Genomic DNA, 12,365 nt, shown 5'->3' on the forward strand with positions numbered 1-12,365 from the left:
CGTACTGTGCCCGGGGGCCCTCGCGGCTCCCGGGCACAGTGCTGTCAGGCGACCGGCGTGAAGACCACCGGGACGGAGTCCGGGCCGCGGGTGAACACGCCCTGCTCGCCGACGGTCGCGCCGTCCTTGAGACGGACGTCGGGCATGGCGTCCAGGAGCTGGCCCACCCCGATCTGGACCTCGGCGCGGGCCAGGAGCGCGCCGACGCAGAAGTGCCTGCCGAGCGCGAACGCCAGGTGGTCGGCGGCGGCGGAGAACGCGTTGGTGGCGGTGAGGTCCTCGCGGAAGATGTTGAAGGTGTCGGGGTCGGCGTACCGCTGTTCGTCGCGGTTGGCCGAGCCGATCAGACAGGTGACGGTGGCTCCGGCCGGGATGGTGCCGCCGCTGACCGTCACGTCGGCCGCCGTCTGACGCATGATCATGTGGACCGGCGGGGTGTACCTGAGGGTCTCGGCGAAGGCCCGGTCGATGAGGGTGCGGTCCTTCTGTACGGCCGCCAGCTGCTCGGGGTGGGCGAGGAGGTTGGCGAACAGGGCGGCTATCGCCTTGTCGGTGGTCTCGCCGCCCGCCGCGAGGAGCAGGCTGCAGAACGCCTTGATGTCCTCGTCGCTCATCCGCACGCCGTCGACCTCGGCCGCACACAGCGAGGACAGCAGGTCGTCGCCCGGGGCCAGGCGGCGCTCCTGGATGACCGGAAGCATGTACTCGGCGAACTCGACACGGGTGCGCTCGCCGGCCGCGGCGATGTCGGGGTCGCCCGCCAGGTTGCCGAGGAAGGCGATGACGGTGGTGTACCAGCCGTGGAACTTGGCGTGGTCGCTCTTGTCGAGGCCCAGCATGTCGGCGATGACGTTCACGGGGAAGCGGGTCGCGAAGGCGTCCACCAGGTCGACCTCGCCCGTTCCCCGGAACGTGTCGATGAGTTCACGGGCGTTGCGTTCGATGACCGGGACGAAGGTCTCCTGGAGCTCCTTGCCGCGGAAGGCGGGGGCGACCAGGGCGCGGCGCACCGAGTGCTCACGGCCGCTGAGCTGGAGGATCGTCTTTCCGTGTACGGGCTCGATCTGCCAGTCGTAGTTGTCGGTGGTGAACTCGGAGGCCTTGTCCTTGAAGACGCGCTCGACGTCCTCGTAGCGGGAGATGATCCAGCTGCGGGTCGCTTCGTGCCGGATCAGCGGGGCGTTCTCGCGCATCATCCGGTAGGCGGAGTAGGGGTCGGCGGCGAACTCGGGCGAGAGGATGTCGGGGACCTCGTCGACAGCGGACATGGTGACGCTCCTTCGGCGGCGCGGCAGCCGTACGGATTGATACAGCGGCACAACGGGCAGGTGGCCCAAGGTTATTGATCATCCAACAGAACCGGAAGCCCCCGTTCACCGCCCCCTTGACCCGTTCTTCACCCTTTCCCCTTCCCTTTTCCTGATCGCTCTTGCAACATTCCGTTTGCTTCTGTCCCCCACCAGTAGAGGTATTTCACCCATGCCTGATGTGCCCTCCTCCCCCGCGGTGAACCGCCGCCGCTTCCTTCAGATCGCCGGTGCCACCGCCGGATTCGCCGCCCTGTCGGGATCCATCGACCGGGCCGCCGCGATCCCCGCCGCCCGGCGCACCGGCAGCATGGAGGACATCGAGCACATCGTCGTGCTGATGCAGGAGAACCGGTCGTTCGACCACTACTTCGGTGCGATGAAGGGGGTACGGGGCTTCGGCGACCCGCGGCCCGTGGTGCCGCACGGGCTGAAGTCGGTCTTCCACCAGCCGGACGGCGCGAAGGAGGTGCTGCCGTACCACCCGGACGCGGACGACCTCGGCATGCAGTTCATCGCGGGCCTCAACCACGACTGGGCGGGCGGCCACCGGGCCTTCAACAACGGGTCGTACGACAAGTGGATCCCCGCGAAGTCGGCCGGCACGATGGCCCATCTGAACCGCGGGGACATCCCGTTCCACTACGCGCTCGCCGACGCGTTCACCGTGTGCGACGCCTACCACTGCTCGTTCATCGGGGCCACCGACCCCAACCGCTACTACATGTTCTCCGGGCACACCGGCAACGACGGCAAGGGCGGCGGCCCGGTCCTCGGCAACGAGGAGGCGGGCTACGACTGGACGACGTACCCGGAGCGGCTGGAGAAGGCCGGGGTGTCCTGGAAGGTCTACCAGGACATCGGCGACGGCCTCGACGCAGGCGGCCACTGGGGCTGGATCGAAGACGCCTACCGGGGCAACTACGGCGACAATTCGCTGCTGTACTTCAACGCCTACCGCAATGCCAAGCCAGGCGACCCGCTCTACGAGAAGGCGCGCACCGGCACCAACGCGAAGAAGGGCGACGGCTTCTTCGATCTCCTGACCGCCGACGTGAAGTCCGGGAGACTGCCGAAGATATCCTGGATCGCGGCTCCCGAGGCGTTCTCCGAACACCCCAACTGGCCCGCGAACTACGGCGCTTGGTACATCTCGAAGGTGCTCGACGCGCTCACTTCCAACCCGGACGTGTGGGCGAAGACCGCGCTGTTCATCACGTACGACGAGAACGACGGCTACTTCGACCACGTCGTGCCGCCGTACCCGCCGGCCTCCGCCGCGCAGGGCAAGTCCACCGTGGACACCTCGCGCGACCTCTTCGGCGGCAACGCGTCGTACGCGGCGGGTGCGTACGGGCTCGGGCAGCGGGTGCCGATGCTCGTGGTGTCGCCGTGGAGCACCGGCGGCTACGTCTGCTCCGAGACCTTCGACCACACCTCGATCATCCGGTTCATGGAGCGCCGCTTCGGGGTGTCCGAGCCGAACATCTCGCCCTGGCGCCGGACCGTCTGCGGCGATCTGACCTCGGCGTTCGACTTCCGGCTTCACGACACCGACCCCGCTTCGCTGCCGGACACCGACGGGTACCAGCCGCCGGACAAGCAGCGGCACGACAGCTATGTACCGAAGCCGCCGGCGGCGGGCGCGCTGCCCAAGCAGGAGCCAGGCTCCCGCCCCTCGCGGCCGCTGCGCTACGCACCGTACGTGGACGGGACGCTCACGCCGTCCACGGGGAGGTTCACGCTCGCGATGAGCGGGGGCACGACGGCCGGGGCGGGCTTCCAGGTGACGTCGGCGAACCGTACGGACGGACCGTGGACGTACACCGCCGAGGCGGCCAAGGAGGTCTCGGACACCTGGAACTCCGCGTACTCGAAGGGGAGTTACGACCTGACGGTGCATGGCCCGAACGGCTTCCTGCGCACCTTCAGGGGGACGGCCGCCACCGCGGGACCCGAGGTGAAGGTGCGCCACTCCACCGGCAACGGCGGCCAGCTCGTCCTCACCGCGACCAACGCGGGCAGCGCCGCATGCCGCCTCACCGTCGTCAACGGCTATGGGAACACGCGGAGTTCGTTCACGGTGCCCGCCGGCGGGAAGGTCGAGCGGACCGTGGACGTACGGGGCGGGAAGCGCTGGTACGACCTGACGGTGACGTCGGGGACGGACAGCGCGTTCCTGCGGCGGTTCGCCGGTCACGTGGAGACGGGCGTGGCGGGCGTGAGCGACCCGGCGATCGCGACCGGCTGAACCTCAACCAGCCTCTGTAGGGCTGTAGTTGTAGTTGTACGGAGTTGTGATGCTGAGCTGGGCGAAGCCGAGGCGCTGGAGGATCGGCCGGCTGGTGTCCAGCACGGCGTCCGTCTGGAGATAGCGGTAGCCCCGCGCGGCGGCGGTGCGGGCCCGGTGGGCGATCAGGGCGCGGTAGATGCCCCTGCCGCGCCACTCGGGCGCCGTGCCGCCGCCCCACAGGCTGGCGAACCGGGTGCCGGGCGGGAATTCGGCGCGGGCCGCGCTCACCGGTTCACCGCCGGCCAGGGCGACGACCACCGAGAGCGTCTGGGGTGCCTGGGCGAGCCGGGTGAGCACCTGCCGGCCGATCCTCGTGGAGTCCTTGCCGAAGGCCATCTCGTGGGCCCGGACCATCAGGTCGACGCCGGCCTTGTCGGTGACCTCCACGAGCCGTACACCGTCGGGCAGTTGGGGGTCGGCCGCGAAGTCCGCCGTCTCCCCGACCATCACGGCTTCCGGCCCTTCGGGCACGAAGCCCGCCGCGAGCAGCCGCTGTGCCAGGTCCTCGGGGAGGTCGTGGGAGTAGTGCTTCCACTCGAAGTCCAGGCCGCGGGCGCCGTAGTGGCGGACCTGTTCGGCGATCGCCGCGTCGGCGTCCTGCCCGGTGAGGCCGGACCAGAGGATGCCGTTCCAGTCGCCTTCCCCGCCGGTCTGGCGGACGACGCCGCCGGTGCGCTCCAGCTCCGCGCCGGGGTGGTCCGGTGCGACCTCCCGGCGCATCTCGGTGTCGAAGAGTTCCCGTACCGCTGCAAGATCCATGCGGTCACTGGACCACGCGCCCGGCCGCCGCGCCAGCGATTTCCCGCGCAGCCGGGTATTCATGCGCATGCCATGCATGCGTTGCTCATTGCGCCCCGGCGACTGGATCTTCACCTCTAGCCTCACCGCTGTTACGCCCGGAAGCCGGACAAGGGACGGCTTCACGTACACGAGCGCCCACCGCAACAAGGTCGCCCCGGCCTTCACCGACCGCCGCCCGCTGTCGGCCGGTGAAGACCGGGGCGAAGGCCGTCTCGCGGTCGACGCGTACGGCAACGCGTCGAAGGAGGTTTCGCTGAAGTTCCGCCGCCAGCAAGCGCGTTGGGGGGTAGGCGCGGGATCGTTGGGCGGCCCCCGACTGCCAAGGCCACTGCGGCACAAGGTAGTTATGGGGGCTGATCAACTCCGCTCCACTTCCGAAGGACCTCTGTGAAGACCTCTGCGCGGCTGCCCCGTTCCCCCTCCGGCTGGACCATGGCGGTCTTCGGCCTGCTTGCCGCGGCGCTCGGCGTGGTGGGACTCGTCGCCCCGGACGCCCAGCTCGCGCTGATGGGATTCCCACCGGTGCCGAGCGGGGCGCGGGCGGACGGCGACCACACCCTGATGTTCCTGACCGCCTCCTCGATGGCGGCGGTCAACATGGGCGTGTACTACGTGCTGGCCGCGCTCGCCGACTGGAGGGCGTTCTTCCGCTGGACCGTTCCGTTCCGGCTGGTCACCTTCACCGTCTTCACCCTCGCCGTGGTCACCGGCCGCGCTCCGGCCGGATTCCTCGGTGTGGGAATCTGGGAGGGCATCGGCGCGCTGGCCACCGCGATCGCACTGCGCAGGGAGTCGCGGCGCGGGGCGCGGGGGCACGGCGAATCGGGGCGCGGGGCGTCGGCGCGGCGAAACGTTCCCTCTGTGTGATGCACGTACCGCATCACACGGGGAGGAAGCACGACACCGAGGTGAGAAGGTAGGCGCAGCCGACACCCGCCCCCGCCACGGAAGAACGCACCATGCCGAGTGAGCCCACCGCACCGCCGGCCGACCGGAGCGGCCCACCGCCCGCTCCCGGCAGGGCGGCCCGCTACCGCACCGCCCTGCGGCGCACCCCCGTCTCGGTGTGGAACGACGACGTGTCCGACTGGGCGGCGGCGCTCACCTATTACGCGATCCTGGCCCTGGTGCCTGCGCTGCTCGTGACGGTCACCCTGATCGGGCTGGCGAACCCGGACGCGACCCAGTCGCTGATCCGGGACATCGCGTCGGTGGCTCCCGCCGAGTCGGGCGCGGCGCTGCGCGAGGCGCTGCAGAAGGCCGTGCAGGGCACGTCGGCGGTATGGATCCTGCTGGTCACCGGGACGGTGAGTTCGCTGTGGTCGGCGTCGAGCTATCTGGCGGTGTTCCGGCGGGCGATGCACGCCATGCACGGCGTACGGGACGCCCGGCCGGCACTGCGCAAGGCGCACGTCATCCTCGTGACCGCCGCCTGCCTGCTGCTCCTGCTGCTGACGAGCGCGTCGGCGCTGGTGATCACCGGGCCGATGGCGCGCTCTCTCGCCGACCGGCTGGGGATCGGTCAGTTGGGCGAGGCGGTGTGGTCGGGGCTGAAGTGGCCGCTGCTCGGCTGTCTGGTCACCCTGCTGATCATGATCCTGTTCCACACCGGTCCGGCCGTCGCCAAGGGGGTACGGCGCGCGCTGCCCGGCGGGGTGTTCGCGGCGTTCCTGTGGCTGGCGGCGTCGGCCGGATTCGCCTTCTACGCGACGCACATAGCCAGCTACAGCAGGCTTTACGGGTCGCTCGCCGGGATCATCGTGTTCCTCGTCTGGGTGTGGTTCGCGAACCTGTCGCTGCTGGCGGGGGCGCAGTTCAACGTGGAGCTGCGGAGGCTGGAGGGGCGGGGCCCCAAGCAGCGGCATCCGCGGACGGTGCGCGGGTCGTTGCCGGACTGACGGGCGGGCCGTTGCCGGACTGACGGGCGGGCCGTCTCCGGTCAGCGGTACCGGTCGGTGCCGATGACACCGTCCGCGGGGTCTGCGTCCGGAGGCAGCCGCAGTGCCGTGTCCACCTCCGGCGGCAGCGGTACGAATCCCAGCAGTCCGGCGGTGACCTTCGCGGTGAGCGTGTGCCAGGTCCTGGCCCGCCGCAGCATCGCGTGGTCACCGCCTTCTATGTTCACCACGCAGGTACGGGCGCCGGCCCGGCGGGCGCGGGCGGCCAGGTCCCGGGTGTCTCGCGGGCTGGTCGTACGGTCACGGTCGCCGTGCAGCAGGACGACGTCGCGGTCGGCGAGCTGTTCGACCGGCTCGCCGGGCGGGCACCACGGGGCGAGTCCGACGACGGCCAGGACCTGCGGGTGTCCGGCGATCCGCAGGGCGGCGCGGCCGCCCATCGAGTGCCCGAGCAGGGCCACCGGGACGGGGCCGAGTTCGGCGGACAGTTCGTCCAGGGCACGCAGGGCATCGGGCAGTGGGTCGGCGCGGGCGCCGTTCCAGCCCCGGTGGCGGTAGACGGCGGTGCGCACGGCGAGACGGCTGCCGCCGGCCGCGCGGGAGAGCGCGCGGGCGAAGGGGGTCAGGCGGCGGCCGGGGAGGTTCAGCGGGGACGGGGGCTCCAGGGCGTCGGCCCGGCCGCCGTGGAGGAGGAGGGCGGCGGCGGTGGGGTGGGGGTGGGGGAGCGGCGTCGGCTCCTTTGTCTCGTGGGGATGCATCGCTGGCTCCAGGGGGTGGGTCGGTCGGGCGGGGGCGAGCGCGGGCTGGAGCGAGAGGGACGGCTCCGCCGGGGGCCGCCCCATGCCCACCCGTTCCGCCCCATGGGGCGGCCCATGTGCCCATGGAACGGCGGGGCGGCCCATGGGCCCATGGAACGGTGGGGTGGGCTCGGGTTTAGAGGCCTGCGGAGAGGAGGTGGGACGGGGTGAGGGGGAGTTCGCGGAAGCGGATGCCTGTGGCGTGGTGGACGGCATTGCCGATCGCTGCCGCCGTGCCGACGATGCCGATCTCGCCGATTCCCTTGCTGCCCATCGGGTTGAGGTGCCCGTCCTCCTCGTCGACCCAGTGCGCCTCGATGTCCGGCACGTCCGCGTGGCACGGTACGTGATAGGAGGCCAGGTCGCGCTCCACGAAGTCCCCGAAGACGGGGTCCAGTTGGCTGCCCTCCGTGAGCGCCATGCCGATCCCCATCGTCATGCCGCCGATGAACTGCGCTTTCGCCGTACGGGCGTTGAGGATGCGCCCCGCCGCGTAGACCCCCAGCAGGCGGCTCACCCGGATCTCCCCACTGACCGTGTCGACCCGCACCTCGGCGAAGTGCGCGCCGAACGCGTGCCGGGCGTACGGGGATTCCGCGTCCGCCGTGCCGGCCGTGTCCGCCACCTCCTCCAGCCCCTCCGCGGGGACCGGGCCCCGGTGTGCGGCCAGCCGCCCCGCGAGCGCCGTGCACGCCTCGTGCACGGCCCAGCCCCACGAGGCCGTGCCGGACGAGCCGCCCGCAAGGGACGCCGGGGGCAGGTCGGTGCTGCCGATCTCGGTGCGTACCGAATCCAGCGGCACCGCCAGCGCGTCGGCGGCGACCTGCGCGAGGACGGTGCGTGCGCCGGTTCCGATGTCCGTGGCGTTGATCCGTACGAGATACGAGCCGTCCGGCAGCGCCCTGGCGGATGCCCGCGACGGCGAGACCATCACCGGGTAGGTCGCGGCGGCCACGCCCGTACCGACCAGCGCCCGGCCCTCGCGGCGGGCACGCACGCTCGGGTCGCGGTCCGCCCAGCCGAAGCGGCGGGCCCCTTCCCGCAGGCACTCCACCAGGTGGCGGCTGCTGAACGGTTTGCCACTGTCGGGCTCGTTCTCCGGTTCGTTGAGGATGCGCAGTTCCACCGGGTCCAGGCCGACGGCCTCGGCGAGTTCGTCCATGGCGGACTCCAGGACGTACATGCCGGGCGCCTCCCCCGGTGCGCGCATCCAGGAAGGGCTCGGTACGTCGAGGGGGACGACGCGGTGGGTGGTGCGGCTGTGCGCGGAGCCGTACATGACGCGGGCCGGCACGGCGGCCTGCTCGACGAACTCCTTGATGCGGGAGGTGTACGTGGTGACGTCGTGGTCGACGGAGACAAGCGTGCCGTCGGCCTCGGCGCCCAGCCTGATCCGGTGCAGGGTCGGCGCGCGATGTCCGACGACTGCCGCCAACTCCCTGCGGGACAGGGTGAGTTTGACCGGCCTGCCGACGTGCTTGGCGGCCATCGCGGCCAGGACGACCTGCGGGCGGGGCGTGCCCTTGGAGCCGAAGCCGCCGCCGACGTGCTCGGAGACGACGGTGACCTTCTCCTCCGGCAGGTCGAACAGTCCTGCCAGGACCTTACGGACCGTGCTCGCGCCCTGGCTGGAGTCGTGCACGGTCAGCCGGTCGCCGTCCCAGCGGGCGGTGGTGGCGTGCGGCTCCATCGGGTGGTTGTGCAGGGGCGCCACGGAGTACGAGGCGTCCACCTGCCGGGCCGAGCCCGCGAACGCCCCTTTCGCGTCGCCGCGTTCGCGGGTCCCCGGGTGGCCGCCGTTGGCCTCCTCGGGGGTGTAGGCGTCGGGGTGGTCGGCGCGGAGGGTGACGTCGTGCGGCTCGGTGGCGTACTCGATGCGCAGGGCCTGCGCTGCCTCGCGGGCGGCCTCCGGGGTGTCGGCGACGACGAGGGCGACGTACCAGCCGTGGTGCGGGACGTCGTCGTCCTGGAGGAGGTACAGGGTCGGGTCGTCGGCCTTGCACAGGGCGGGTGCGGAGCGCGGGCTGAGGACGGCGAGTACGCCGGGGACGGCCAGCGCGGCACTGTCGTCGACGGCGGTGATCCGGCCGCGTGCGACAGTCGCCGGCACCGCTCTGGCGTAGGCGCAGCCGGGCGGGGTGTGTTCGGCTGCGTAGCGGGCGGTGCCGGTGACCTTGTCCCGGCCCTCCCGGCGGGCGGCGGGGGCGCCGAGCGCGGACGGGGGGTTGCGCATCGCGGGGTGTCCTTCCAGAGGTGTGTGGACCGGAGGTGTGCGGGTGGTGGGGGCGGTTCACGCCCCTGCGGCGCGAGGGGGACGGGGGCGGTTCACGTCTGCCTCGCGGCCAGTTCCGTCAGTACCTCGTGGGCGATCCGGTGGGCCAGCGGGACCTTGTACGCGTTGTCGCGCAGCGGCTCGGCCTGCGCGAGTTCGGCGTCCAGCGCCCGGGTGAGGCGGTCCGCCGTGGGGGCCTCGCCCAGCAGTGCGGCCTCCGCGACGATCGCGCGCCAGGGCCGGTGCGCGAGCCCTCCGAAGGCCACCGCCACCTGTCGTACGACACCGTCCCGGACGTCGAGGACAGCGGCCACCGAGGCGAGCGCGAAGGCGTACGAGGCCCGGTCGCGGGCCTTGCGGTACGCGGACTCCACCCCTGCGTGGTCCGGCGGCAGGGCGACTGCGGTGATGAGTTCGCCGTGCCGCAGCACGGTGTCCCGGTCGGGCCTGTCCCCCGGCAGCCGGTGGAACTCGGTGACCGGCACGGTCCGTTCGCCGTCGGGGCCGTGCAGTTCGACCACCGCGTCCAGTGCGGCGAGTGCCACCGCCAGGTCGGAGGGGTGGGTGGCGATGCACTGTGCGGAGGCGCCGAGCACGGCGTGGTCGTGGTGCACGCCATCGCGGGCTGCGCAGCCGGTGCCGGGCTCCCGCTTGTTGCACGGCTTGGAGGGGTCCTGGAAATAGGTGCAGCGGGTGCGCTGGAGGAGGTTGCCGCCGGTGGTGGCGATGTTGCGCAGCTGGCCGGATGCTCCCGCGAGCAGGGACTGGGAGAGGACGGGGAAGCGGGTGCGGACCAGGGGGTGGGCCGCGAGGTCGCTGTTGCGGACGGTGGCGCCGAGGTGCAGGGAGCCGTCGGGGCGTTCGGTGACGGTGTCCAGGGGCAGCCTGCTGACGTCGACGAGGAGGTCGGGGGTCTCGACGCCGAGCTTCATCAGGTCGACGAGGTTGGTGCCGCCGCCGAGGTAGCGGGCGCCGGGGCGGCCCGCGTGGGCTTCGGCAGCCTCCTCGACGCTCTGCGGGCGTACGTAGCCGACGGGCTTCATCGCAGGGCCTCCCGAGCGGCTGTCGTACTGCCTGTCGTACCGGTGGCCGGACCTGCCGTCGTACCTGGGGCCGGACCTGCCGTCGTACCTGGGGCCGGGCCTGCCGTCGTACGGGCGGCCGCGTGGGCATCCTCGACGGCGGCGACGATCTGGGGGTAGGCACCGCAGCGGCAGAGGTTTCCGCTCAGCCGCTCGCGGATCTCGTCCCGGTCGAGGGCTGCGGGGCCGTTCGGGCGGCCGGCCGGCTCCCGCGACTGCTGTGGCGGGGTGACGGCGGACGGATGCCCCGCTCCGGCCTCGGCGAGCATGCCGACGGCCGAGCAGATCTGGCCCGGCGTGCAGTAGCCGCACTGGAAGGCGTCCCGCTCCAGGAACGCCTGCTGCACGGGGTGCAGATCCGCCCCTTCCTCCCCCGCGAGTCCTTCGACGGTGGTGACGGTCCGGTCGTCCTGGGCGACGGCGGGCAGCAGGCAGCTGTTGGCCCGCCTGCCGTCGACCAGGACGGTGCAGGCGCCGCACTGGCCGTGGTCGCAGCCCTTCTTGGCTCCGGTCAGGTCGAGGTCCTCGCGCAGTACGTCCAGGAGGGTGGACCGGTGGTCGACGGTCAGCGACCGGTCCGTGCCGTTGAGGTGGAGGGTGATCCGCGACCGGATGGCGACCGGGTCGTCGTCGGGCAGGGTGCCTGCGGGCGGGGCACCTTCGGGCTGGCGGTCGTCGGTTCCCATGGGTTCGTGTGCGCCCTTCGTCTCGTCCGGCATGCGGCCCGGCCTCTTCCCGTGTACGTACGGAGGCCGGCGGCTCTGCGGGTCATGGTCCCGCCTGTCCAGGCTGGGCCAGGTCATTCGCCACGGCATGTCGGCCGGCGCCGGGCGCGGTGAACCGGACCACCCCGTTCCCTCCACCGTCCCCGCATGGCATCGTGCATTGGTCCGGACCACTGCCGTACGCAGGACAGAGGAGAGCGGACCCGATGGAAACCGTGGAGAGCCCCGTCCCCCTGCACCGGCTCCAGGTGCCCGCACCCCAGCAACTCCCCTTCGCCATCGGCTCGTTCGATGCCGTGGGCCCGTTGTCCCGGGCCTCCTTCCCGCACCGGCACACGTTCTACGAGATCGTCTTCGTGACGGGCGGCCGTGGTGCGCACGTCATCGACCTCTCCCGGTGGGAGCTGCACCCGCCACACCTGTGCTTCGTGGTCCCCGGGCAGGTGCACTACTGGGAGAACGCCACCGATCTGCACGGTCGCGTCATTCTCTTCACCGAGGACTTCCTCCTGGACCATCCCGGCGACCGCGCCCTGCTGCGTGCGCTCGGCGAGCGGCCGTGGTTCAGTCCGGGCCCGAACGACGCACCTGCCTTCGCATACCTGATCGCCGACATGGAGCGCGAGTACCGCGGCCGACAGGCCGGTTTCGCCTCGGTGCTGCGGGCCTTTCTGCACGTGCTGATCGTGCGTGCCTCCCGGCTCGCGGGTCCGCCGCCCGCGAGGCCGGGGCCGGTGGGCAGGCCGGGGCTGGTGACGCAGGAGTTCGTCACTCTGCTGTCGCGCGCCGCGGGGGGCGAGAGGTCGGTGCGGTCCTGCGCGCGGCAGCTCGGCGTGACGGTCGGCTATCTCAACGAGGCGGTCAAGCAGAGCACCGGCCGCACCCCGGGCCAGTTGGTGCGCCAGGTCCGCACCCACGAGGCCAAACGGCTGCTCGCCCGCACCGATTTGACGGTACGTCAAGTGGCGTCGGCGGTCGGGTTCGCGGACGCCGCCTACTTCTGCCGCTTCTTCCGCCGGGAGACGGGCATCAGCCCCGGCGAGTTCCGGCGCGGCAGCGGTGCAATGCACCACGACCACCGGATCCCGTCCCTCGCGCACCCCACAGTTCCCGGCCTAGCTTCAAAGGGGAGCCCGGCCGCCCACCCGGACACCTCAACTCCCCCTCGTACAGCCTGACTTGGAGGCGTC

General features: G+C 71.8%; 10 protein-coding genes. 4 read left to right on the forward strand and 6 right to left on the reverse strand.

The genetic code is table 11. The features are described 5' to 3' along the window. Positions 1-44 precede the first annotated feature (44 nt). Entirely contained in the window at positions 45-1,268 is a 1,224-nt protein-coding gene (locus AB0D18_RS11250) for a cytochrome P450 (RefSeq protein WP_362415377.1), read from the reverse strand. A 211-nt stretch (positions 1,269-1,479) separates the two neighbouring features. Here AB0D18_RS11250 and AB0D18_RS11255 point away from each other — a divergent pair, with 211 nt between their 5' ends. Next, positions 1,480-3,558, forward strand: coding sequence for a phosphocholine-specific phospholipase C (locus AB0D18_RS11255; RefSeq protein WP_362415379.1), 2,079 nt, complete (start codon positions 1,480-1,482; stop codon positions 3,556-3,558). Between the two features lie 3 nt (positions 3,559-3,561). Here the strand turns inward: AB0D18_RS11255 and AB0D18_RS11260 are convergent, their stop codons facing one another. Then, on the reverse strand, positions 3,562-4,359 hold the full coding sequence (locus AB0D18_RS11260) for a GNAT family N-acetyltransferase (protein WP_362415381.1): 798 nt from the start codon (positions 4,357-4,359) through the stop codon (positions 3,562-3,564). Between the two features lie 474 nt (positions 4,360-4,833). Between AB0D18_RS11260 and AB0D18_RS11265 the strand changes: the two genes are divergently transcribed. Together AB0D18_RS11265 and AB0D18_RS11270 are read left to right on the forward strand one after the other, a co-directional pair. Next, positions 4,834-5,268 (forward strand): hypothetical protein, encoded by a 435-nt coding sequence (locus AB0D18_RS11265; protein WP_362415928.1) that lies wholly within the window; start codon positions 4,834-4,836, stop codon positions 5,266-5,268. A gap of 92 nt (positions 5,269-5,360) precedes the next feature. Continuing rightward, complete coding sequence (locus AB0D18_RS11270) at positions 5,361-6,299, forward strand: YihY/virulence factor BrkB family protein (RefSeq protein ID WP_362415383.1); 939 nt, start codon at positions 5,361-5,363, stop codon at positions 6,297-6,299. Positions 6,300-6,340: 41 nt separating this feature from the next. On the opposite strand, the gene AB0D18_RS11275 is transcribed toward AB0D18_RS11270, so the two are convergent. The 4 genes from AB0D18_RS11275 to AB0D18_RS11290 all read right to left on the reverse strand — a co-directional run bounded on the left by AB0D18_RS11275 (position 6,341) and on the right by AB0D18_RS11290 (position 11,136). Beyond that, positions 6,341-7,057 carry an alpha/beta fold hydrolase gene (locus AB0D18_RS11275; RefSeq protein WP_362415384.1) on the reverse strand — a complete coding sequence of 239 codons (717 nt, stop codon included), beginning with the start codon at positions 7,055-7,057 and terminating at the stop codon, positions 6,341-6,343. 175 nt (positions 7,058-7,232) lie between these two features. Further along, positions 7,233-9,329, reverse strand: a complete 2,097-nt coding sequence (locus tag AB0D18_RS11280) for a xanthine dehydrogenase family protein molybdopterin-binding subunit (protein WP_362415386.1) — start codon at positions 9,327-9,329, stop codon at positions 7,233-7,235. A 92-nt stretch (positions 9,330-9,421) separates the two neighbouring features. Next, a complete protein-coding gene (locus tag AB0D18_RS11285) occupies positions 9,422-10,411 on the reverse strand; it encodes a xanthine dehydrogenase family protein subunit M (RefSeq protein WP_362415388.1) in 990 nt (329 codons plus the stop codon). Continuing rightward, positions 10,408-11,136: a 2Fe-2S iron-sulfur cluster-binding protein gene (locus AB0D18_RS11290; RefSeq protein WP_362415930.1), complete on the reverse strand. Its 729-nt coding sequence runs from the start codon at positions 11,134-11,136 to the stop codon at positions 10,408-10,410. Before AB0D18_RS11290 ends, AB0D18_RS11285 begins: the two co-directional genes overlap by 4 nt. A gap of 245 nt (positions 11,137-11,381) precedes the next feature. On the opposite strand from AB0D18_RS11290, the gene AB0D18_RS11295 reads away from it, so the two are divergent. Further along, a complete protein-coding gene (locus tag AB0D18_RS11295) occupies positions 11,382-12,353 on the forward strand; it encodes an AraC family transcriptional regulator (RefSeq protein ID WP_362415390.1) in 972 nt (323 codons plus the stop codon). The last annotated feature ends 12 nt before the right edge of the window (positions 12,354-12,365 follow it).

The sequence above is a fragment of the Streptomyces sp. NPDC048442 genome (assembly GCF_040651475.1).
Classification (GTDB): Bacteria; Actinomycetota; Actinomycetes; order Streptomycetales; family Streptomycetaceae; genus Streptomyces.